Raw genomic sequence first — 21,892 nt, forward strand, 5'->3', positions numbered from 1 at the left:
CCTGGATGCCGCTGTATCTGGCAATATGCTTCCTGTTCCATCTCTGGATCGGCATGACGGCGCTGGCAGGCGCTATCATTCTCTCTAGCCTGACTCTGCTTGCCGAAGTTCGCACCAGGGAGCCTGCGAAGAGGGCAAACAGCCAGGCGGCAGCGCGCAATACGCTTGCGGAGGCGACGCGTCGCAATGCAGAGGTTCTGCAGGCGATGGGTTTTGGCGCGCGCATCGCCGAGCGCTGGTCAAGCGTCAACGCTGACTTTCTCAACACGAACGCAAGAGCCAGCGACCTGGCTGGGACGCTCGGCACCATCTCGAAGATCCTGCGCATGATGCTGCAGTCAGGTATACTGGCGATCGGCGCCTGTCTGGTCATCCACCAGGAAGCAACAGCCGGTATTATGATCGCCAGCTCGATTATGATGAGCCGGGCGCTCGCACCGGTCGAACTGGCCATCGCCCACTGGAAGGGTTTCGTCAGTGCTCGCCAGGCATGGACCCGGCTGAGCCAGCTTTTGGCCCTGCTTCCCGAAACTGCCACGAGTGTCTCGCTGTCGGCACCTGTATCTGCTCTTGCGGTAGAAAGCATCTGTGTCACGCCACCCGGCGAGCGTCGTGTGGTTGTGCAGGATGTCGGGTTCGCGCTAGAAAGGGGTGCCGGCCTTGGCATCGTCGGACCGAGCGCGTCCGGAAAATCATCGCTTGTCCGAGCAATAGCCGGGATATGGCTTCCAGCCCGCGGGACCGTCAGGCTGGACGGAGCAACGCTCGACCAGTGGTCGCCGCAAGAACTGGGCAACCATGTCGGCTATCTGCCGCAGGATGTGCAACTGTTCGATGGCACCATTGCCGAGAACATCGCACGCTTCGAACCTCAAGCCTCTTCGGACAAGATACTGGCGGCTGCGCGCGCGGCCGGCGTTCATGACCTTGTCGTCCATCTGCCGGAAGGCTATGAAACGCGGATCGGCGAGGCCGGGTCGGCGCTTTCGGCGGGCCAGCGACAGCGGGTTGCGCTCGCACGGGCACTCTATGGCGATCCGTTCCTCGTTATCTTGGACGAGCCCAATTCCAACCTCGATTCCGAAGGGGAGGCCGCGCTGGCGACGGCAATTGAGGGCGTGCGGGCGCGAGGCGGCATTGCTGTCGTGGTCGCCCATCGGCCGAGCGCGCTTGCAAGCCTGGATCAGGTACTCGTCATGACTAACGGCCGTGTCCAGGCGTTTGGCCCCAAGAATGAGGTCTTGAGCAAGGTAACCCGTTCGGGCGGCGTTCCCCTGAAGGTCGTCTCCGGCCCTGAGGAGGCGACACACTGATGACGCAACACGCGGCATCGGCGATCGACCGGACCATTCGACGCTATCTGTTCGGCGGCCTCGCGGTCTGCATGCTCCTGGTTGGCGGGGCCGGAAGCCTGGCCGCGGTCACGGAGCTTTCTGGAGCCGTTATTGCTTCGGGAAGGCTGGTCGTCGATTCCAGCGTTAAAAAGGTGCAGCATCCAACGGGTGGCGTGGTTGGTCAAATTCTCGTGCGAGAAGGCGACGCCGTGAAGGCGGGCCAGGTTTTGATCCGTCTCGATGAAACCGTGACCCGGGCCGATTTAGCCATCGTCACCAAGAGCCTGGACGAATTCGAGGCCCGTCTGGCCCGCCTCGAAGCCGAGCGCGATGGCACTGACACCATCGCCTTCCCATTTTCGCTGACGTCGCGGCAGGACGATCCTGAGATCCGGCGTGCGCTGGCCGGCGAGCGGTCCTTGTTCGAATTTCGTCGCCAGGCACGCGCTGGCCAGAAGGCTCAGTTGAGAGAGCGCATTGCTCAGCTCGCCGAAGAAGTCGCCGGCTTGACCGAGCAAAGGGATGCTAAAAGCCAGGAAATTAAATTGATCGGGCTTGAGCTCGACGGAATGCGCAAGCTCTGGGAACGCAAGCTGGTTTCAATCGATCGCATAACGACGCTTGAGCGTGATGCAGTCCGGCTTGAAGGCGAGCATGGGAAGCTGACTGCGTCCATGGCGCAATCGAAGGGTCATACATCCGAAATCCGCTTGCAGATCATTCAGATCGACCAGGATTTGCGCAGCGAGGTGGCAACGGAGCTTCGTGACGTCCAGGCAAAGCTCTCGGAGTTGGTCGAGCAAAAGGTCTCGGCCGAGGATCAGCTCAAGCGTATCGATATACGCAGCCCACAGACTGGCGTCGTCCATCAGCTCGGCGTGCACACGGTCGGTGGCGTCATATCTGCGGGAGAGCTCATCATGCAGATTGTCCCTGTCACAGACGACCTGACCGTCGAGGCACGTGTGGCTCCGCAGGACATCGATCAGCTGATGCCAAGACAGAGCGCAGCCTTGCGACTTTCGGCCTTCAACCAGCGGACAACGCCAGAGCTAAATGGTGTAGTCAGTGAAATCTCCCCCGATCTCAGCATCGATGAGCGAAGCGGCACCAGCTTCTATACTGTGCGTGTCAGCCTGCCACGTGCAGAGCTTACGAGGCTGAAGGGCCTGACCTTGTCGCCCGGTATGCCTGTCGAGGTGTTCTTCTCGACCGGCAGCCGCACAATGCTGTCTTACCTCGTAAAACCTTTGGACGATCAAATCCGTCGGGCATTCAGGGAGGACTGAGTTCGCGTGCCGGGCTCGGCCATAACCCAAACTCCGCTGCCTTCCTTCTGAAGGCGGCCGGCGCCTCTGGGGGCGTGGAATAAGAACGCTTGACGGCGCCGGCCTTGCAGGTTGGGGCCCAGCTTGGCGATTCAGGTAATTCCACGATCGCGGAGGACGCGTCTACGCGCCTCCGTCCGTTTTCGTCGATTTCGCGCATTGGCAGCTAAGCGTTCGTCTCCAGCCACTCGCGCGGCACGATCGTAATGAGACCCGATCCGCCGATTTTCATTTCGGCCGCTATGAACCGCAAAGCGCCGCCCCCGGCAAGGGCGCGCTTGACGATAGCAGGAGGATGAGGGCCGCGGCCAACCACGCGCTCATCGAAGAAAGCAGCCTGACGGCCCTCTCTGACTTGCTGCTGGCCTGTCCGGACCCAGTGGAGCAGGGCATGGCCGCCGTGCTCGAGCTTTTCGACGCGATCCCGCTCGGCGCATACATGGCGATCGTCAATGAGCTGCGCGGCCGCGTTCATCACGGGCATGCGCTAGCTGGTATCCTTTACGTGCACCTCCGGCGCCTCCGGGAGAGCTCGCTGACGGCAAAGGACGTCCCGGATGGCCAAGGCGGACGCCAGCGAGGCTGAAAGGGGCCGGCAGAGCTTCACCAAGCGCCAGCGCCGCCGCGAGGAACTGATCGCACTCGGCAAGAGGATGCTTGCCGCCACGGCCTCGATGCCTATGGATCAAAAGTTGCGTGGAAACCTGTCCCCCCCCAAACTTTCTTTGGCAAATGCATGTCGGCCCTCCCGATCACGTTGCGAGGGGCGAAGCTGAATCACGCGCACTCGGTCTTCATCGCGTGTTTTCGAAAAGGGTTCGTGAGAAGGGTACCCATCCGGTGAAGCTTTCGATTACCCACATCGTCGGCGGGCCCCGCCAACCTGGTCGGCGAGCGTCGACAGGCTGAGCGGCACGCCTTCGCGGGCATAGCGTTCGGCCTGGCGGTTAAGCGGCTGATGCTGGCCGAACTTCTCGAACAGGATCATCGCCAGCAGGCCGGGACCGGCCCAGCCGCGCGGGGTGGCGTGGAAGGGCGCCGGAGCCTGGCTGATCGTCTCGCAGTCGCGGCAGGTGAACTTCTCCCGCACGTGCTGGATCACCTTCCATTGCCGCGGCACCACCTCCAGCGTCTCGGTCACCCAGCCTGCGCAGCCGATGACCGCCGCAGCAAAGCGGCCGGCGCCGGCTCGACCACGCGTTCGCGCGGCAGATGCTCGGGAAATGGCTGGCGCGCCGGTCGCTTGCGCATGTAAGGCGCCACCTCGGTGGTCCGGGCCGCGGCCTGTTCGGCGGCGATCTCGTCTTCCGTCGCGGTGCTCTCGAGTTCCTCGAAGGTGAGTTCCATCTGGTCGTGCAGGCGGGCTGAGCGTTCAGAACTCTGACCATGCAGCGCGCCCCTCGGTCTGACGGCAGTGAAGTTCTGGACCCGAACGAAATTCAAGGGAACGCTCGCGCTCAAGCGGCACATCAATCCCACGCGCGTGCCGATCGAGACGAAGGAGAGCTACCGCTGGCTGGAGAACTTGCGTCAGTCCATCGCGCTCGTGGGCGCGCCCGAGCGTTTCTTAAACTGGCATCGGAGCTGCTCTGGGCGAGGTACTTGGCGTCAATGGGGCACGTCCAGTAATCATCAATCGAAACATGGGGTTCGACGAGAAGATCAAAACCGTACCCACAGGGGACCGGAACCGGAATGTCAGGCTTCGAAAGCCGATGGCAGAAACCGGATACGCTGTGGCGGCATTTGAGGGCCCGTTCCTGCTCTTGATTATTGCCTGTGAGCTGTGCGCGAAAATCGGGAATGGAAGGGCCGGAGGCAGGAAGCACGGCTCAGGCCGAGGCGCTAATCAAGCGGGTCGGCAATGATCGCGAAAAGCTCAACACGGCCGGCAGCGAAACTAAAGAAGTAGTCGCGCGTTGGACGGCGGATAACGCTGTTTCGTCTCTGAGTATGGTTTAGGTCAGAGTGGTCAAGCCAACGTCGCGTAAGGCAATCAATGCGTCGAGCGCTAGTCAAGCGAAGTCGCCCGCTCGTGACGAGGTCACTTTAGCGCCGCCCGCTTTCCGGCCGGTCCAGCTCGCAACGCTCGTGGACACGGTCCCTGCCGGCGATCGTTGGATCCATGAGATGAAATACGACGGCTATCGTATTCTCGTTGCCGTCGGCGGTGGCGAGGCGCGAGCGTACACACGATCTGGTCTGGACTGGTCTAGCCGTTTTCCCTCGATCCTCTCCGAGGCTCGCAAGCTCAAGGTGCGCTCAGCCCTGATTGACGGCGAGGCCGTGGTTGTCGATGTGGAAGGAAGATCTAACTTCCAGGCGCTTCAGAATGCATTGAAGGATGCCCCGGCGACTATCGACTTTTATGCGTTCGATCTGCTGCAGCTCGACGGCGAAGATCTGACAAGGCTTGCTCTTGTTGAGCGCAAGGCGAAGCTGAGGCGATCTTGCCTGCGAAAAATCCGGTCCTTCGTTACTCCGACCATATCCTCGGCCGCGGAGAAGAGCTGCTCGATCGCTTCTGCGCTGCCGGCCTTGAGGGCGTCATCTCAAAGCTCGCGGATTCGAGTTATGTGGCGGCCCGCGGCGCAAGCTGGCTGAAGATCAAATGCATCAGGCGGCAGGAATTTGTGATTGTCGGCTGGACGCCGTCCGACAAGGTCCGCGCGTTTCGGTCCTTGATCCTTGGCGTTCATGACCGCGGCAAGCTGCGTTACGCCGGGAAAGTCGGCACCGGCTTCGATACCGCTGAACTTCTTCGTCTCTTGAAGATCATGGCGCCGCTTGAGCAGAAGGCCGCCACCGTCGACGCACCACGCGCCGAAGTGCGCGGCGCACACTGGCTCCGTCCGAAACTGGTCGCTGAGATTGCCTTCACCGAAATGACAAATGAAGGGACGTTACGACATCCGAGCTATCTTGGTCTCCGTGAAGACAAGAAGCCGGAGGCGGTCGTGCTCGAGACGGAACGTCATGCAGCCGATCTCGCCGCGTCTGCGACAACCGCCATCGCGATAAGTAACCGTGACCGCGTCATCTATCCGGAGTCCAACATCACCAAGGGACAGCTTGCCGACCATTACGCAGCGGTCGCAGCGATCATGCTTCCTTGGGTTGGCAGCCGGCCGATCAGTCTGGTTCGATGCCCACAGGGCCGCGCGAAGAAGTGCTTCTTCCAGAAACACGACGCCGGCAGCTTTGGCGACAAAGTCCACCACGTCGGCATCACAGAGAAAGACGGGCACGAGGAACCATATCTCTATGTCGACGATGCCGACGGACTGATGACTTGCGTCCAGATGGGAACGATCGAGCTGCATGGATGGGGGGCTCGGATCGAGGATGTCGAAAAGGCCGACCGCCTCGTGTTCGACCTCGACCCCGATGAAGGCCTCGATTTTGAGGCCGTCCGCGCCGCTGCCTTTCAGTTCCGCGCTATCCTTAAATCGCTGGGACTTACGACTTTCCCGATGCTGACGGGAGGCAAAGGAGTGCACGTCATCGCGCCGCTCACCCCTGGCGCCGAGTGGCCACAGGTGAAGGACTTCGCGTCTCGCCTGGCGCAGGCGGTCGCCCGGAGCGATCCGGCCCATTTCACGGCCGTGTTGTCAAAGGCGCGCCGCAAGGGTCGCATCTTTGTGGACTATCTACGCAATCAGCGCGGGGCGACCGCGATCATGCCTTACAGCGCGAGATCACGTCCGGGCGCTCCTGTCGCGGCACCGATCACGTGGGCGGAGATGAAGACAATAGACGCGCCCTCTCATTTCCACGTGGGCGATGCTCCTGAATTAAAGAAACGCGCAGTCTCCAAAACTCTGGCTGGATGGGGTCGCGCTGACCAATCCTTGCCCAATCTGTAGCGTCCGACGCGGGAAGAGGCAGTAAAGCCGGGATTCAAAGGGCAACGCGGCGCTCACGGCCTTGCCTCATTGGAACCTGCGGAGATCGGTCTCGTTTGGCTGAAGCCATGGCAAAAATCGATCCTAGGACCGTCGCCAGTCTTTTAAGGGAATACGCGCAACGGGCGTCTATGCGCGGCGACAATCCCTATCGCACAAAGGCATACTTGCGCGCGGCAGACAGTCTGATGGCGCTGTCGCAGCCGCTTGATCGGATCATCGCCGCCGGCGCCCTCACCAAGATCCCGGGGATCGGTGACGCGATCGCAGACATCGTGACCAAGCTTTACCAAACCGGCACGCACCCAAGCCTTGAGAAGCTGCGCGAGGATGTTCCAGCGGGCGTGATGGAGCTGTTTGCCATACCCGGGCTTCGTCCCGATAAGATACTGAAGCTTCATCAGGCGCTCGGCGTGAACTCGCTGGCGGAGCTCGAGGCCGCAGCGAGAGAAGACCGCATCCGCCCAGTCAAAGGCCTCGGCGCCGCGCTTCAGACAAAGCTGCTGCAGAACCTGGCCATCGTGCGAAGCGGCGAAACGCAAGTTCACCTGCACAAGGCCGCCGCTCTTCTCCACCATGCGGTCATATCGGTAAAGCAACAGCATCCAGAGTTTTCGCGCGTGGAAATTGCAGGTGACTTCCGACGCGGTTGCGAGCTCGTTTCCGACTTCGCCCTGGTAGCGCAGGCCAGAAAGTCGACTGGAATCGAGGATATGGCCCTCAGGCTTGTTGTCACGGACAGGAAGCACTTTGGCGCGAGCCTGCTCGAGGCAACCGGTTCGGCAGACCACCTTGAGCAACTGAAGACGTTCGCGGCCGACAAGGGATTCACCCTAAACGCCGACGGGCTTCATCGCGGGAGAAAGCTGATCGCGTCAGCGACAGAAGAAGAAATCTACCAAGCTCTAGACTTGCAGTTTATCGAGCCTGAATTGCGCGAAGGCAGGGACGAGATTGAGCGAGCGGCAAAGCAGAAGCTACCCGCCCTCATTCGGGATGAAGATCTGCATGGCATCCTGCATTCTCACACGACCGCATCCGATGGCACCGAAACGCTTGAGGCAATGGCTGAAGCCACGCGTAGGCGCGGTTTCGAATACTATGGTGTCGCCGATCATTCGCAGTCCGCTCACTACGCAGGCGGCCTTTCGTTGCAGGAGATTGCTGAACAGCACCGCGAAGCTGACCGGCTGAACAAGGCATACAATGGAAAATTTCGCATACTGAAGGGCATCGAGGCGGACATCCTGGCTGATGGCTCGCTCGATTACCCGAATCATATTTTGGAGCACTTTGATTTCGTCGTCGCGAGCGTGCACAGCCGCTTCAAGTTGCCCAAGAAGGAACAGACGGGGCGTATCATTGAGGCGATCGGAAATCCTCGGACGACAATCATCGGGCACATGACCGGTCGCCAGCTGTTGCGCCGGCCCGGTTATGATCTCGACGTCGACAAAGTCCTCAAAGCGTGTGCGAAACACGGCGTCGCTGTCGAAATCAACGCACATCCGTGGCGACTCGACCTCGACTGGCGCTGGCATCAAAAGGCACTCGATCAGGGCTGCATCTTCAGCATCAATCCGGACGCTCATTCGATCCGCGAGCTCGACCACATGCATTGGGGTGTCGAGATGGCGCGCAAGGGCGGTGTCCCTGCGAAGCGGGTCCTGAACGCGATGCGTTTGACGGCCCTCCTTGCGCATCTCGCACGGCGCAGGCAAACGTCCTAACCTGCTTGTGCGCCCGGCCTATCAGCGCAGGAGTCCGTCCTTCTCAAAATCTTCCCAGCCGCGCAAACTGGAGTGCGCGTTCTCATCGGGGCCGTAGCCAGCTGAAGCTGCAGTTCCGCGACCGCTTCTTTGAGCGCGTTTCATAGCGGCCTTCCCTGCGGCTCGCCGCCTATTCTCTGCAGCTGTCGCTGCGTCCTGTTCGCGCCAGACCGTAACCAGGTCGCGGTCAAGCACATCCTCCACGTGCTGCGGGTCGAACACGTGAAAGGTGATGTTCCTTGCCCGCCCGCGGAGTTTCACCGTTTTCGTCCCGGCGCTCTGCAAGCGACCATCTTTCAGCCAGCGGTGCCGTTCGGCCGTCGAGATCGTCAGAATGTCCTCGATTTCACGGGGGATTACGGGCAGGTCTTCGATATTCTGCAGTGCTTTGGATACGATCCCGAATACCACCTGCACATCATTCTCGGCGCCCTCAGACAGGCGCAGGGTAAGCACGCGGGACTCGATATTGAGCAATTTCCTGAACTCCGTTGGAAGGCGGGCGCGTATTTCGAGAAAAATACCCCTCGCTCTGACGGACGATCCAAACGTTGCAGCCGGGGTTAAAGGCCACTCTCCAATCAGCTTCGCTATTGCATTGATTTCTCGGCGCGTGGACATGCCCCTTTATATAGGTCACCGATTGTCGGCAGCGATGAGCCGATCGCAAAGCCAACTTGAGTTTTAATCCGCCAGCGGTCTGAACCACGATGCCCTAAAAGGCGCAACCACGATTGTTGGCGGGGCCGCTTGCAACTTCGGCTAACAGGAAGCGGCAGAGTTGATTTCAAAGTGCGATATCAGGCGCGTTGCCGCCTGCCGGCTTTGGGGGGCCGCTGGCAGACTGGCCGCTTCTGGAAAGCGAGGGCAGGAAGCAGACATACCGTACGCGTCCGGCCAGCCACGTGCGTTCGAATCTCGCCCGCGGGCCGAAACGAAACGGAGAACTACGTTTACGCTATTCCCTCCATAGCGCTCACTGATGTCCTCCGGGTAGATCGAGGCCGAAGGCAACCAATGCCAACGTCCATCAGGCGGACATTGGCTCCTGCCGAATGCGGCGCAGGGGTTCGAACCGATCAGCTCGCCTTACGGAATGCTCTGGGATCGCTGACCCAAGTGGCCCACCGCTGAGATGTTGAACTCTTGTTAATCCACATTTCATTGGTTGTGCTCCCCTCAGCCGGAGCTTCGTCCAAATATGGATAGATGCCGAGGTATTCTTGACCGTCATAGCTTGTCTGATGATTTTGCGTCACGGGGAGTACCGCCACGGCGCCGTTGAAGCCGTCAAAATAGCCCAGTTCCCAAGGCATCCATTTGGAGGATCCGGAATTTGCAGTATGCACGTAGACGAGTGACTTGCACTGGCGCATCCGCATCCGAATGACTTCCGCGTTTGCAGCGGTGACATTGGCTCTGTCCAATTGCGGATCTTCCAGCCAGTCGACGTAGACTGTTTTGCCATAGTCCTCCAGAACGCCTTTCACGCCCAGAATGATCTCGGCGTCAGAAGTCGAATGACTGAGAAAAATGTCGAAGCTAGTCTTGGTTTTTGCTGTTGCGACTTCCTCCTTGAGAACGGCTTTCGCCGTTCTCGAGATTCCAACCTTTCGCTGGGCGCGCTGTCGTATGCGGCTTTCCGTGAATGTGGACACTAATTCCCCCTACATTATCTGACGACGATATTCTCGGTCGCGCTGCTCGGCAGGACCATGCTGCTGACAGAACTTCAAACCTCCACTTAAATGAATGCTGGTGCATTGTTTGAGCGCATCGGCCGTGACAGGTCATATTCGCAGAGCGTTCGATCGTCGTAGGCAGTATCAATCATCGTCACGAGATTGTTCAAATTTCCGGCGATGCGATCCCACGTGGTCACGGAAACCTTTGCCTTTGGGGCCAGTAAGTTATCGATGATGCGGGCAGGAAGGTATGGGTAGCGCCGTTCATATTCCGCCCGGTCGCTGATGGTGCTCCACGAGGTGCAATCAGGATAGACCGTGGCCTTCTCAACTTCGTGCGCCGCCGTCCAATATGTGGGATTGGTGGACGGAAGCTGGACAACAAGGACGCCGGACTGCTTATTGACCGCTCCATCATACATGCTGGAGTATATTTCCCAATCAACATGCTTTCTTCCTCTGGTTTCCGTGCCAACCAAGACGATGGTAAGGCTTGAATCCCTGAGATAATAATCTCGGATGATCCGACGGATGCTTTCGGTGGGAAGATTGTCGTTAACGTCGTTCGTATCAACAGATACGTCGATGAACAGACCATATTGGTTGGCCCATTGTTGTAATTGGTGCTTGGCCCACTGGTCGTTGGCGTGATGATAGCTGATAAAGACTTTGTGCATCGGGTTACCTTATTTTTCGAGCAGCGGCCGCGAGTTTTAGGATTGGGTCGATCAGTTCATTGAGATTCTCACGCGGCTCGCGCAATTCCTTCAGCGCATCGAGCAGAGCTGCGTCTCCGTCAGCACCGTCACCAATCGAACGGTCGGCTAACTCAGCGGCGGCATAGCCGGTTGCACCTATGGGAATACAGGTCACGCCATGTTGTCGGGCGATTTCGAACTCGCGGATCATGCCGTCGGCGACGACGGTATCATCGCCAACCTTCTTGTTGCCAAACAGGAACAATGCGATGCCCGCTGACGATATTATGTCTTGGCGGTAGGCTTCCCAAACTTCCGTCCGTTTCGCCTCATCGGCGATGTATTGCGGAAAGGGCCGCATCAGCATTCGATCCTCGATATGCCCGTGGCGGTCTGCGTAAATCGCTTCAAGTGCGCCCGTGAACAGGGCATTGCCGACGCCAAGGCCCATGCCTGTCGCAACGCGAAGCTTGGCAGAGATCAAGGCCGAACCCAAAGTCCGCATAAAGCTTGTCACCACCGGTTCACCCCACGGCGCGAAGTCACTCGCGCTCGACGAGACGAAGATCGTCCGGCTACGGTATTGCCGTTCAATCTCGGCCAAGATGTCGGTAATCTCGCTATATTCGTCGACCAGCAAGGGACGAATGTTAAAACGCTTCAGGTCTTCGAGCACGAGCTCTTGGCGAATTTTTCCATATTCAAACTCAGCCTCGCTTTCATCCGTGCGGCGGGTCCGGTTCCGAAAGATGGCGTAGTGACGGCGCTGGTTAGTTTTGAACGTGATCCGCACCCGAGCCAGCACCTGTTCAAGGTTCGGGTCCGTAAAACTGAATCCGACGAACAAGAATGATGTCGACACAAGATCACCAGCCAGCGCGTTGATGAACGCTCCACGGTCACTCGCGTAACGCTCGTAATCATCGCGCGTGGCGACCGCTTCATCTGGCCGGTCAACATCGCCATGCATCTTGTAAACGATGGCGTCGCGGCGGGGCTGTGTGTTCGCCAACTGCGGTACGGCCCATTTGACATCCACAATCTTGCCTGCGTCTTTAAGCGCAGTCTCGATCAGCTTGTCGTAGTTGGTTGTCCAGTAGGTCGTGATGGGAAGCCGCGCTAGCAATCTGTGATTGGCGGTGGGCGGGTTATTTGCCGAGAAGGCGTTGACGATAGCCGTGTGAAGAGCGTGCCGATTCTGGTGGTTCGCGTTTACATGAAATTGCGCCACCGCGACGAGATCGGACTCTTTGTCAACGTCGAGATGGAGTTCTTCGGCTAGCGGTCGGACCAGGTTAGCCCAATCCACAAATCCGGCAGGAGCCGACAGTCCGGCCCCAGCAAAGATCGCTGCGTTACCTGCCTCGATTTCCGCAAGAAAACTGGCAACAAATCCCTTTACGTCATCCCGCATCGATCGACTCTTCGTTGGTCGTTGGTCTTACGGTCTGGCAATAGGAAATATCGCCCCGTCCCCTCGCGAAACATGGGTGTGCTGGGCCAGATATTCAACCTTCAATCCGATACATTAAGCATAAGTTAGAAGTTCTTCTCTGACTGCCGACAAAACTGAGCCAGTTGCTTGGGGCGCTGCCCCTGGCGCGGCACAAGGGATCGCTGACGCTCGACCGGCACGGTCTCCCCAGCCTTCCGCGCGGTAGAACCCGCGAAGACTATCTTTCCCGACTATCCGCGGAGGTCGGAGTTCAGTGACGACCGTTGGATGAACATCACCCGCAGGACATTCGTTAAGGTGGCCGTCGGCTCCCCGATGGCCTTCGCCTGGCCGGGAAAGACGCTCGCCGCCACGCCTGCCCCGCTGATGCGCACCATCCCTTCCACCGGCGAGGCGATTCCGGCGGTCGGGCTTGGCACCTGGATCACTTTCAACGTTGGCGACGACCCGGTGCTTCGCGATGAATGCGCCGACGTGATCGCCGCCTTCTTCGAGGCGGGCGGGCGAATGATCGATTCCTCGCCCATGTACGGCTCCTCGCAGCCGGTGACCGGTTACGGGCTGGAGAAACTCGGTCGGCCCGAAACGCTGATTTCGGCCGAGAAGGTCTGGACCTCGTCGGCCGGAAGCGGACCGGCACAGATTGAGGAGTTACGGCGCTTGTGGGAAGTGCCGCGCTTCGATCTCGTGCAGGTCCACAACCTCGTCGCCTGGGAAGCGCATCTCGAAACACTGTTCGCCATGAAGGCGGACGGGCAAATCCGCTATGTCGGCATCACGACCTCCGAAGGCCGCCGGCATGATCTGTTCGAAGATATCATGCGGCAGCATCCGCTCGACTTCGTGCAGCTCACCTACAACATCGTCGACCGCGAGGCGGAGGAGCGGTTGCTGCCACTGGCGGCCGAGCGCGGCATGGCGGTGATCGTCAACCGGCCGTTCCGGCAAGGCGCGCTGACGCGCAGGCTGGAAGGCGAGCCGTTGCCGGATTGGGCGGCCGATATTGGTGCTGGGACCTGGGCACAGTTCATCCTGAAGTTCATCCTCGCGCACTCGGCCGTCACCGTCGCCATCCCCGCCACCACACGTGTCGACCATGTGCGCGAGAACCTGGCGGCCGCGGCCGGTCCCCTCCCGGACACGGCGCTGTGCGAGCGGATGGCGGCCTACGTTTGGGATCTCTGAATGTCGGAATGGTGGACCTACCGGCTGGGAGATTTCCTGCTCTTTTCGCCGCGCGTCTACCGGCGCATGTTTGAGCTGCACAATGTCGCGTTCTGGCCGTTGCATCTAGCAACGCTCGCCGCCGGCCTCGCGATCGTCCTGCTCGTGCTCCGGCGGCTGCAGAACCACGCCCTCTGGATCGCCTTCATCCTGGCCGTGCTCTGGGCCTTCGTCGGCTGGTCGTTCCTGTGGAGCCGCTATGCGAGCATCAACTGGGCTGTCGCCTATGTCGCGCCGGCCTTCGGCCTGCAAGCGCTGCTGTTGGGGTTCCTGGGCACAGTGGGCGGACTTGCTTTCGATCGGAAAGACATCGCCGGGCAGCTGGGGCTGCTGCTCGCGGTGATCGGCCTTTTCGCCTAGGCGCCGCTCTTCGGGCGGCCATGGACTGGCGCGGAAGCCTTCGGCATCGCGCCGGATCCAACGGCGATCGCAACGCTTGGCATCCTGCTCGCGGCGAGTGGCAGGCTCATGGCGCTGTTGCTTCCTATCCCGCTCCTATGGCTTCTTTTCAGCGGCCTGACGCTGCACACCATGAGCGATCCGCAGGGATGGCTGCCGTTCTCGGTGGTGGGGACGGCTCTTGCCGGACTGGTCCTGCGCCGTTTGGGTCGGTAAATGGGCGATCCGGCTGGGCCGTGCTCAGCCGGGACTTGCCGCTCCCCGGGACGCTCGATGCCTCCTCGTATGGCTTTCCGCGCCCCTATGACCTGCAGCTGCCGCTGCCCACTGGCTGATCGGTGCTGGCGTGTCGGCACAGAGGGGGCAGTTTGTCTGAGAGCCTGGCCAGAACCAGCCCTACCACCCCGCCGTCTGGTGCCGTCGAGAGGGCAACCCACCCGCGGTTGGTTCGTTGGTTCTATGCAACAATTATCGGATTCCCGCTTGCATCCGGCTGCGGTCTTGCAAGGCAGCCGCGCTTCCTCTTCGGAATTCTCAACTGCAGCGCTTTTCCTTTTCGCCACAGACTGTAGCTGTGGTGCATGCTGCTTTCGATCGAAGACCTGCGGAAATCCTATCCCGGCCCGGAAGGCCCGGTCTCCGTCCTGCACGGTGTGACGCTCTTGCTCGACGCCGGCGAGACGCTGGCGCTGACCGGCGAATCCGGCTCGGGCAAGAGCACGCTGCTGCACCTCGTGGCGGGTCTGGATGCCGCCGCCGGCGGGCGCGTCGTTCTCGACGGGCAGGAAGTCACCGCGCTCGACGACAGTGATCGCGCGCGGCTCAGGCGAAGCGCGGTCGGCATCATCTTCCAGCAGTTCAACCTCATCCCCTCCCTGGACGTCGCCGCCAACATCGCCTTCCAGGCGCGTCTGAACGGCGCGCCGGACTCGACGGAGCTTTCGCGGCTGGCCAGTGCGCTGGGCCTGCAACCGCATCTGCGGAAATACCCCGAGCAGCTGTCCGGCGGCCAGCAGCAGCGCGTGGCGATCGCCCGCGCGCTCGCCGCGCGGCCGAAGCTGATCCTCGCGGACGAGCCGACAGGCAACCTCGACGAGGCGACGGCGGACGAGGTGATGGAGCAGTTCCTTGCGCTTGTGGCGGAGACCGGCGCGGCGCTCCTGATGGTCACGCACTCCCCGCGTCTTGCAGCACGTCTCGGGCGCCGGGCGCATCTCAGCCAGGGCCGCCTCGCATGACCGGCGCTGTCTTCTCGGCACTGGCTTCGCACTGGCGACGCAGCCGGCTCCAATTGCTGACGCTGGTGCTCGGCCTCGCGCTGGCGACGGCCCTCTGGTCGGGTGTGCAGGCGATCAACGCCGAGGCGCGCGCAAGCTACGACGCGGCTGCCGCCACGCTGGCCGAGGGCCGGTTCGACCAGCTGATGCCGCGCGAGGGGGATTCAATGGCGCAGGAGATTTTCGTCGCGCTGCGCCGCGCCGGCTGGCTCGTCAGCCCGGTGGTGGAGGGAAGGCTGCGCCTCGGCAACATCTCTGTGAGGCTCGTCGGGGCCGATCCGCTGACCGCGCCTCCGGGCTCGGCTGCGAGTGCGGTGTTGACGCGTACAGACCTCAATCGCTTTCTGCGCGCAAACACGCTGGTAGCCGACCCGGAGACGGCGGCGCTCCTTGCGGCGAACATACCCAACCCGGTTCTCGCCGATCAGGCGGTTGCGCCGGGCACCGTACTCGCCGACATCGGCGTCGCCCAGAAGCTGCTCGGCCGTGTCGGGCGCATCAGCCGCTTGATCGTCCTGCCGGAGCAGCCGCTGCGGCAACGGCCGTTGGCCGAGATATCGCCGGACCTCGTGCTCCAGCGCGCGGACGGCGCGACCAATGTCGGCCGGCTCACCGACAGCTTCCACCTCAACCTCACGGCCTTCGGCTTTCTCAGTTTCGCGGTCGGCATCTTCATCGTCCACGGCGCGATCGGCCTTGCTTTCGAGCAGCGGCGCGGCATGGTTCGCACCCTGCGCGCGCTCGGCGTGCCGCTCCGCCGCCTGATCGTCCTGATGGTACTGGAGCTTGTCGTGCTGGCGACGCTTGCAGGCGCGCTCGGCATCGCGCTCGGCTATTTCATTGCAGCACTTTTGCTGCCGGACGTGGCCGCGACGATACGGGGCCTCTATGGCGCCGACGTTGCCGGCACGCTGCAGATCCGCCCGGCATGGTGGCTCTCGGGAATGGCTATGGCGCTCGGCGGCGCACTGCTTGCCGCCGCGAGCGCCCTATGGCGACTGGCGCGGATGCCGGTGCTTGCGAGCGCCGGCGGGCGCGCCTGGGCGCTGGCCTCGAGGCGGACGCAGAACCTGCAGGCCGCAGCCGCGCTCGTGCTGCTCGCGGCAGCGGGCGTGCTGGCCGTCACCGGAGGTGGACTGGCCGCCGGCTTCGCGCTGCTCGCCTGCCTGCTGCTTGGCGCAGCCCTTGCGCTGCCGTCCTGTCTCGCCGCGATCCTGCGCCTTAGCGAAGGACAAGCCCACAGCGCCATGGCGCAATGGTTCTGGGCCGACACGCGCCAGCAACTGCCTGGCCTGGGGCTCGCGTTGATGGCGCTGCTGCTCGCCGTGGCCGCGAATGTCGGCGTTTCCACCATGGTCTCCAGCTTCCGCCTGACCTTCGTCGGCTTTCTGGACCAGCGCCTGTCGGCCGAGCTCTACGTCGATGCGGAAGCGGTCGCGGACCGGGCCGGCCTGGAGCGCTTCCTCGAGGCGCGCGCCGACGCCGTGCTGCCGATCATGTCGGCCGATGCGACGCTCGCCGGCCTGCCGGCGGAGATTTTCGGGGCGCGGATCGGCTATACCTACCGCGAGAACTGGCGGTTCCTCGACGCGGTGCCCGCCGTCTGGGACGAGGTCGAAGAGGGTAGGGCGGTTATCGTCAACGAGCAGCTTTCCCGTCGCGCTGGCTTGCGCGTCGGCGAGATGCTCGCGCTGGGTCCCGGCCTGTCGCTTCCGGTCGCGGGCGTCTTCGGCGATTACGGAAATCCCATCGGCCAGGCCATCGTCGGCGAGGCGCTGTTCCGCCAGACTTTCCCTGGCATCGAGCCGAGCCGCTACGGCGTGCGCACCGGCGATCCTCAGGGCCTGCGCCGGGCGCTCACGGAAGCGTTCGACGTCCCAGTCGCGCGCATCATCGACCAGGCGGCGCTCAAGGCGTTTTCGCTGTCGGTGTTCGAGCGCACCTTCTCCGTGACCGGGGCGCTGAACGTGCTGACGCTGGCGGTCGCTGCATTCGCCATCCTGATGAGCCTGCTCACCCTGGCGGCGATGCGGCTGCCGCAGATGGCGCCCGTCTGGGCGATAGGGACGACCCAACGCCGGCTCGCAGGGCTGGAGATCCTGCGTACCGTCCTGCTCGCCGCGATCACCGCATTGTTGGCCTTGCCACTGGGCCTGGCGCTGGCCTGGGTGCTGCTTGCCATCGTCAATGTCGAGGCGTTCGGCTGGCGTCTGCCGATATACCTGTTTCCTACCGAATACGCCCGCCTGATGCTCTTCGCGCTCGCCGCCGCGCTGCTCGCTGCGCTCTGGCCGGCCTGGCGGCTTTCGCGCATGGAGCCGGCCGCGCTGTTGAGGATATTCGCCAATGAACGCTAGGGCTCTCATTTTCCTGCTGCTGAGCGTCGGCAATGCCTTCGCTCAGGGCTTTGCCGGGCTCGGCACGGACACTGAAGGTTTCGCCGTCCCGGAACCGGGCAAGCGGTTCGAGTTTCCGCGGGATCACGGAGCCCATCCGGACTACCGGATCGAGTGGTGGTACCTGACCGCGAACCTCACCGGGCCCGACGGTGCGGACTACGGCCTGCAATGGACGCTGTTCCGCTCGGCGCTTGCGCCCGGCGAGGCCGAGGGATGGGAGAGCCCGCAGGTGTGGTTCGGCCATGCCGCCGTCACCAGCGCCACGACCCACCGCGCCACGGAGCGTTTCGCGCGCGGCGGCACGGGCCAGGCGGGTGTGACCGCCGAGCCTTTCGCGGCCTGGATCGACGACTGGCAGATGGCGGGCGACACCTTCGACAGCCTGCGTCTCACGGCGACCGGAAAGGACTTCGCCTACGACATCGCAATGCATGCCGAAGGCCCGCTCGTTCTCCACGGCGACCGAGGCTACTCGGTGAAGTCGGCGAAGGGGCAGGCGAGCTACTACTATTCCCAGCCCTTCTTCGCCGTCGAAGGTACGATCACGCTGCCGGAAGGCGAGGTTCCCGTGCGCGGCAGGGCGTGGCTCGATCGTGAATGGTCCTCGCAGCCGCTGGCGGAGGAACAGACTGGTTGGGACTGGTTCTCGCTCTCCTTCGACACAGGCGAGAAACTGATGGGTTTTCGCCTGCGCGATGCTGCTGGCGGCGGATTCACCTCGGCCTCCTGGATCGCGGCGGACGGTGAGCCAACGCCCTACGGCAACGGCAAGCTTGTCATGATTCCGCTGGAGACGAGCCGGGTGGAGGGGCGCAAGATTCCTACGCGCTGGCGTCTCGTCTTGCCCGACCGTGCGCTCGACGTCACCGTCGGCGCGCTCAACTCTCAGGCATGGATGGGTCTCAGCATCCCCTACTGGGAAGGTCCGGTCCGGGTGATAGGCACCCACACGGGCAAGGGCTATCTGGAGATGACGGGCTACGAGAGGCAATGAGCTGGATCGCCGGCTGGAAGGCGCAGCACTCTGCGCTTGCCGGTGCGTTGAATCGTCCTGGACAACTCCTGGAACACGTAGGCGCGCGCCACTGCCGTCCAGCGCGAAGGCTAATCCGGCGCCTGTTTCGGCACGGAGCCCAGGAGGAATCACCGGTGTGGTCACCGTGTCGGGCGGTTCCTTGCTCTCCTTGTCGCCGGTCGTCGGCGGGATCAGCACGCCGTTGCAGTCTTCCAAGGATAGTCGAGTGCCATTGTCTGCCTCATCATTCGGGCCTTCCGCACCATTGCGATCGGATGCCTTCGTTCCAGTCCTCAGGTTCGGCCTGGCAGGGATTGTCCTGGTTGGTGCTGCGACAGCGTGTTGTAGTTGGCATCGTGCCAACCATTGAATCCAACTAGGGCGGATAAGAGAGCAAAAATAAAATAGGCGAAGATCATGGAGGAGCCGGAGCAGTTTAGTAAGGCGACGTAACCTATCGCTAGTGTCGCTAAAGCTCCCGTCGCCTTGGCAAGGCAAGGGAGCCTCCACGCACCTAATCGGCATCCGACAATTGGATCTAGCTCTTCTCGGAGAGCCCGTAAGAAGTCACGTCCATCATTCGGATACATGAGGTGGTATCCAAAACCGAGCTATTTCACCCTCACACTCCGGTTCGAGCTCCGCGAAAAGCGGCATCACGTGTTGAGCGCGTCGAACATCGTCTGAATATCAGAGCCTGCCGGCTGGCCTAGCGTGATCCAGAGAATGCTCTAGACCGCCATTCCGGCGGAAAAGAGCCGGTTTAGCAGGGACAGATCATTGGGTTGTAGATTAGTACCAGTCGGAAATCCGTAGATTTTTGCCGCGAGGACGGGAGTTCGGAGGCGACCCGCTGCACGCAAATGGCATACTACGCTTAAGGGAGATTTCGACCCATGAAGCGCGGATCCCAACATTTCACCTCCAGTCACCGATATTGTGAGTTTCAGTTACTTGCCTTGCATAAATGGGTGCCATAGAAAGGAAATGAGGATGATATGCGGAATTATTTCTGGAAATTTCATTGAAACAGGCGCAGTAATTGAGCTCTAACAAGGTTCAGACGTTACAGCTGAACATGACCTCTTTTTCCTATCTATGCCAAACGGCGGATATGCAAGCCTCTATCCTTTCGGCAACGATAGAAATGCAATTTTAGTGTCTGCAGAGACAGCGCCAGCAGCATATCGCAACTTTAGGCTCGAGTTGGTCGAAGGAAATCGATGGCTATTAGAAATGTTGAACGAAGGTAGCTGAGGTAGGAATTTGAGCAGTTTGCTCTTTGAGACTGCCTGATTGACTCCCTATTTCACTTGGTCTTGTCGGGGACAGGGCCTCGAGGGGGTGAAGATTCGACCGCGTTGCTTTGTTAGTTACAGTCGTGATTGTTTGGTTCAAGGGTGTTGAATACCGGTCTATGGGATAACTCGCTCGATGAAGTGATCCTTCGTTCGGAAACAAAACCTCTTGGTCGGCTCCGTGCCATCTCCCGACATTTCTCAGAGGCGCTTATTCCCCATTGGCAATGACTGCTTGGAAGGATCCCACCAAAATCACAGCTAGTGTTGAGGGAGCAATGGGACCACGGCCAAGCGCATCATATTTGGCCCATCATTTGCCAATGAGTGTCACGAAGTGCTTTAATACGTTCTGCGCAGTCCGCTCCGCAGTACGTCCAGCCGCTGCCCACTGCGCAAAGTGTCCGTCAATGTACATGCGTGCGAGCCCGTAGACGAGCGCCCTCGCGGCTATCTGGGTCTCTGCTATGTCGTCTGACCGGAGCATGTTTCGTCGCTGTGCTTCTGCCATTGATCCTTCTACCAGCGAACGCACAGCATCGTTATCGCGACGCAGCGATTCCGAACTATCCCAATCAATAAGACTCCGTGTCGAGATGATCTGGAAATGGGTGGGGTTTCGAATTGCCCAGCGCAAATACGCGATTCCAACGGCGGCAAAGCGCTCAATCGGGTCGCCCGTAGCAACGTTCTCGACTGCATTCGTAATCTCCGAGCGGAACCGGCTCATTGCCTCCTCTGCAACAGCCGTCATCAATGCGGTCTTGTTGCTGAAATGACGGAAGGGTGCGCCGGCGGAAACGCCCGCACGCTTTGCGGCTTCGCGTACGCTCACATTGTCGGGGCCGCCCTCCTCGATAAGGTGGACCGCGGCATCGATCAACGCATCCCGCAGATTGCCATGATGGTAGCTGGTGCGGCCAGGCCTCTTGGCTTTTGGCATCTCTTTCCCTTCGTTCTGTCGAGCTGGATCACGCGTCTGTACCACGATTTCGGCAATTATGTAATCACTGTTTACACCTTCGACAAAAGGATGTAAGCAGTGATTACAGCGGGGATAGGAATAGGCCTGCGGTCTCCGCGGCTCCCAAATTCCCAGATGGAGAAACGAACATGCTCGCCAGAAACGCCGAACCCCGCCGTCCGCAATTCACGTCGTCGCAGAGCTCAGCCGAAGAACCTCGGCACAAGGAGAATTTCGCGACTGTTCAGTCGAGCGCCGCTGTGTCCAGCGTCACGCTTTATCGGCTTGCCTCCGTCGCTGGAGCGGGAAGCGCGCTTATTCTTCTGGTCAACGCGGCTAAACGCAGCTCGCTCATCCCGACCACCGATCTAACGCAAATTCTCGCACCACTCGCCGAGATATTGGCGCTTGGTCTTGTCGTAGGCTTGTTTTTTGCGTTTGGCCGGCGCGCGGGCTTGTTCGGCACTATCGCCTTTGTCATCAACTTCATTGCACTGGCAAGTCTGGAAGGTGTGGAAGTGGTGATCAATCTCGTATTTTCGAAGCTTCCGCTGGCAACCATCATCGACCTGCGCGGCGGGCCGCTCGGACTCGTTCTGGTCGTCAGTTCGTTTCTTTTTCTGTTTGGGACGCTCGCGTTTGTAATCTCTCTTGCCGTCGGAAGAGCCGTGCCGCGCATTCCACTCGCTCTCTATTTCATTGGCGCGGTGCCTATTGCGCTCCGTGTGTTCGTGCCGGAGTGGGCTCTCGACCTGGGCCTGGTAATTCTTGCGACAGCGATCGCCTGGCTGGCCGGATGGCTGTGGATACGCGCGAGCACTATCGACGACTTGAGGCCGGAAAACGTGACCACCTTTGCTCCTCAGAATTGATGCCCCTATCGCTGCAATAGGTTTGCTGTGGCGGCGGCTTCGGGTCACCAGCGGACTTCACCATCGGCCGCTCCGCGCGCCATTTGCTGACCTTCCTGCCGCTTCTCCAAACCAGCCGTTCGCGCTACGACCTGATGCGACCCGAAGCGGTCGCCGGTGACAGGCAAAGGAATGTCTCTATATGACCGATAGTGTTGAAAAAGTCCGGGTTGCAGCAGTCCTGAAGCACTGATTCAATCTTCGTCGTAAGAGGAGATTGAGTCGATGAT

General features: G+C 60.9%; 18 protein-coding genes and 1 pseudogene. 12 read left to right on the top strand and 7 right to left on the bottom strand.

Annotation, left to right across the window (positions count from 1 at the left end; all coding sequences use genetic code 11):
• Nucleotides 1-1,313, top strand: a 1,313-nt coding sequence (locus tag NKI97_RS34055) for a type I secretion system permease/ATPase (RefSeq protein WP_352838485.1), incomplete at its 5' end; no start/stop codon positions are given.
• Nucleotides 1,313-2,623, top strand: coding sequence for an HlyD family type I secretion periplasmic adaptor subunit (locus tag NKI97_RS34060; RefSeq protein WP_352838486.1), 1,311 nt, complete (start codon nucleotides 1,313-1,315; stop codon nucleotides 2,621-2,623). The genes NKI97_RS34055 and NKI97_RS34060, both read left to right, overlap by 1 nt.
• A gap of 205 nt (nucleotides 2,624-2,828) precedes the next feature.
• Here NKI97_RS34060 and NKI97_RS34065 read toward each other — a convergent pair whose 3' ends face one another.
• Both NKI97_RS34065 and NKI97_RS34070 read right to left on the bottom strand, forming a co-directional pair.
• Complete coding sequence (locus NKI97_RS34065) at nucleotides 2,829-3,146, bottom strand: hypothetical protein (protein ID WP_352453187.1); 318 nt, start codon at nucleotides 3,144-3,146, stop codon at nucleotides 2,829-2,831.
• 390 nt (nucleotides 3,147-3,536) lie between these two features.
• Nucleotides 3,537-4,051: pseudogene (locus tag NKI97_RS34070) on the bottom strand (transposase domain-containing protein); the annotation flags it as partial.
• A 741-nt stretch (nucleotides 4,052-4,792) separates the two neighbouring features.
• Here NKI97_RS34070 and NKI97_RS34075 point away from each other — a divergent pair.
• The 3 genes from NKI97_RS34075 to NKI97_RS34085 all read left to right on the top strand — a co-directional run bounded on the left by NKI97_RS34075 (nucleotide 4,793) and on the right by NKI97_RS34085 (nucleotide 8,297).
• Nucleotides 4,793-5,266 (top strand): ATP-dependent DNA ligase, encoded by a 474-nt coding sequence (locus tag NKI97_RS34075; RefSeq protein WP_352838487.1) that lies wholly within the window; start codon nucleotides 4,793-4,795, stop codon nucleotides 5,264-5,266.
• A complete protein-coding gene (gene ligD, locus NKI97_RS34080) occupies nucleotides 5,173-6,528 on the top strand; it encodes a DNA ligase D (RefSeq protein ID WP_352838492.1) in 1,356 nt (451 codons plus the stop codon). Before NKI97_RS34075 ends, ligD begins: the two co-directional genes overlap by 94 nt.
• A 107-nt stretch (nucleotides 6,529-6,635) precedes the next feature.
• Nucleotides 6,636-8,297 (top strand): DNA polymerase/3'-5' exonuclease PolX, encoded by a 1,662-nt coding sequence (locus NKI97_RS34085; protein ID WP_352838493.1) that lies wholly within the window; start codon nucleotides 6,636-6,638, stop codon nucleotides 8,295-8,297.
• Nucleotides 8,298-8,318: 21 nt separating this feature from the next.
• Here the strand turns inward: NKI97_RS34085 and NKI97_RS34090 are convergent, their stop codons facing one another.
• From NKI97_RS34090 to NKI97_RS34105, 4 genes are all read right to left on the bottom strand, one after another.
• A complete protein-coding gene (locus NKI97_RS34090; RefSeq protein WP_352838488.1) occupies nucleotides 8,319-8,957 on the bottom strand; it encodes a hypothetical protein in 639 nt (212 codons plus the stop codon).
• A 458-nt stretch (nucleotides 8,958-9,415) separates the two neighbouring features.
• The gene (locus tag NKI97_RS34095) at nucleotides 9,416-9,994 is read right to left on the bottom strand and encodes a toll/interleukin-1 receptor domain-containing protein (protein WP_352453183.1); all 579 of its coding nucleotides are present in this window, start codon (nucleotides 9,992-9,994) and stop codon (nucleotides 9,416-9,418) included.
• A gap of 86 nt (nucleotides 9,995-10,080) precedes the next feature.
• On the bottom strand, nucleotides 10,081-10,698 hold the full coding sequence (locus NKI97_RS34100; RefSeq protein WP_352453182.1) for a TIR domain-containing protein: 618 nt from the start codon (nucleotides 10,696-10,698) through the stop codon (nucleotides 10,081-10,083).
• A gap of 4 nt (nucleotides 10,699-10,702) precedes the next feature.
• Complete coding sequence (locus NKI97_RS34105) at nucleotides 10,703-12,133, bottom strand: SIR2 family protein (RefSeq protein WP_352838489.1); 1,431 nt, start codon at nucleotides 12,131-12,133, stop codon at nucleotides 10,703-10,705.
• A 309-nt stretch (nucleotides 12,134-12,442) separates the two neighbouring features.
• Between NKI97_RS34105 and NKI97_RS34110 the strand changes: the two genes are divergently transcribed.
• The 6 genes from NKI97_RS34110 to NKI97_RS34135 all read left to right on the top strand — a co-directional run bounded on the left by NKI97_RS34110 (nucleotide 12,443) and on the right by NKI97_RS34135 (nucleotide 18,468).
• Nucleotides 12,443-13,360: an aldo/keto reductase gene (locus NKI97_RS34110; RefSeq protein ID WP_352838490.1), complete on the top strand. Its 918-nt coding sequence runs from the start codon at nucleotides 12,443-12,445 to the stop codon at nucleotides 13,358-13,360.
• Entirely contained in the window at nucleotides 13,361-13,759 is a 399-nt protein-coding gene (locus NKI97_RS34115) for a hypothetical protein (protein WP_352453179.1), read from the top strand.
• A 108-nt stretch (nucleotides 13,760-13,867) separates the two neighbouring features.
• Nucleotides 13,868-14,014 (top strand): hypothetical protein, encoded by a 147-nt coding sequence (locus NKI97_RS34120; RefSeq protein ID WP_352453178.1) that lies wholly within the window; start codon nucleotides 13,868-13,870, stop codon nucleotides 14,012-14,014.
• Between the two features lie 365 nt (nucleotides 14,015-14,379).
• Nucleotides 14,380-15,036, top strand: a complete 657-nt coding sequence (locus NKI97_RS34125; RefSeq protein WP_352453177.1) for an ABC transporter ATP-binding protein — start codon at nucleotides 14,380-14,382, stop codon at nucleotides 15,034-15,036.
• Entirely contained in the window at nucleotides 15,033-17,432 is a 2,400-nt protein-coding gene (locus NKI97_RS34130; RefSeq protein ID WP_352838491.1) for an FtsX-like permease family protein, read from the top strand. Before NKI97_RS34125 ends, NKI97_RS34130 begins: the two co-directional genes overlap by 4 nt.
• Nucleotides 17,422-18,468, top strand: a complete 1,047-nt coding sequence (locus NKI97_RS34135; protein WP_352453175.1) for a lipocalin-like domain-containing protein — start codon at nucleotides 17,422-17,424, stop codon at nucleotides 18,466-18,468. Before NKI97_RS34130 ends, NKI97_RS34135 begins: the two co-directional genes overlap by 11 nt.
• 1,632 nt (nucleotides 18,469-20,100) lie before the next feature.
• Here NKI97_RS34135 and NKI97_RS34140 read toward each other — a convergent pair.
• Nucleotides 20,101-20,730, bottom strand: a complete 630-nt coding sequence (locus NKI97_RS34140) for a TetR/AcrR family transcriptional regulator (RefSeq protein ID WP_352453174.1) — start codon at nucleotides 20,728-20,730, stop codon at nucleotides 20,101-20,103.
• Nucleotides 20,731-20,900: 170 nt separating this feature from the next.
• Between NKI97_RS34140 and NKI97_RS34145 the strand changes: the two genes are divergently transcribed.
• Nucleotides 20,901-21,623 carry a hypothetical protein gene (locus tag NKI97_RS34145; protein ID WP_352453172.1) on the top strand — a complete coding sequence of 241 codons (723 nt, stop codon included), beginning with the start codon at nucleotides 20,901-20,903 and terminating at the stop codon, nucleotides 21,621-21,623.
• Nucleotides 21,624-21,892 lie beyond the last annotated feature (269 nt).

Source organism: Mesorhizobium sp. M0296, from assembly GCF_040321675.1.
Taxonomy (GTDB): domain Bacteria; phylum Pseudomonadota; class Alphaproteobacteria; order Rhizobiales; family Rhizobiaceae; genus Mesorhizobium.

Excerpts from the sequence above, each read along its gene's own strand:
- NKI97_RS34060 (WP_352838486.1), top strand. The coding sequence starts at position 1,313 with ATGACGCAACACGCGGCATCGGCGATCGACCGGACCATTCGACGCTAT.
- NKI97_RS34065 (WP_352453187.1), bottom strand. The coding sequence starts at position 3,146 with ATGCCCGTGATGAACGCGGCCGCGCAGCTCATTGACGATCGCCATGTA.
- NKI97_RS34075 (WP_352838487.1), top strand. The coding sequence starts at position 4,793 with ATGAAATACGACGGCTATCGTATTCTCGTTGCCGTCGGCGGTGGCGAG.
- NKI97_RS34085 (WP_352838493.1), top strand. The coding sequence starts at position 6,636 with ATGGCAAAAATCGATCCTAGGACCGTCGCCAGTCTTTTAAGGGAATAC.
- NKI97_RS34090 (WP_352838488.1), bottom strand. The coding sequence starts at position 8,957 with ATGTCCACGCGCCGAGAAATCAATGCAATAGCGAAGCTGATTGGAGAG.
- NKI97_RS34100 (WP_352453182.1), bottom strand. The coding sequence starts at position 10,698 with ATGCACAAAGTCTTTATCAGCTATCATCACGCCAACGACCAGTGGGCC.
- NKI97_RS34105 (WP_352838489.1), bottom strand. The coding sequence starts at position 12,133 with ATGCGGGATGACGTAAAGGGATTTGTTGCCAGTTTTCTTGCGGAAATC.
- NKI97_RS34110 (WP_352838490.1), top strand. The coding sequence starts at position 12,443 with ATGAACATCACCCGCAGGACATTCGTTAAGGTGGCCGTCGGCTCCCCG.
- NKI97_RS34115 (WP_352453179.1), top strand. The coding sequence starts at position 13,361 with ATGTCGGAATGGTGGACCTACCGGCTGGGAGATTTCCTGCTCTTTTCG.
- NKI97_RS34120 (WP_352453178.1), top strand. The coding sequence starts at position 13,868 with ATGGCGCTGTTGCTTCCTATCCCGCTCCTATGGCTTCTTTTCAGCGGC.
- NKI97_RS34125 (WP_352453177.1), top strand. The coding sequence starts at position 14,380 with ATGCTGCTTTCGATCGAAGACCTGCGGAAATCCTATCCCGGCCCGGAA.
- NKI97_RS34130 (WP_352838491.1), top strand. The coding sequence starts at position 15,033 with ATGACCGGCGCTGTCTTCTCGGCACTGGCTTCGCACTGGCGACGCAGC.
- NKI97_RS34135 (WP_352453175.1), top strand. The coding sequence starts at position 17,422 with ATGAACGCTAGGGCTCTCATTTTCCTGCTGCTGAGCGTCGGCAATGCC.
- NKI97_RS34140 (WP_352453174.1), bottom strand. The coding sequence starts at position 20,730 with ATGCCAAAAGCCAAGAGGCCTGGCCGCACCAGCTACCATCATGGCAAT.
- NKI97_RS34145 (WP_352453172.1), top strand. The coding sequence starts at position 20,901 with ATGCTCGCCAGAAACGCCGAACCCCGCCGTCCGCAATTCACGTCGTCG.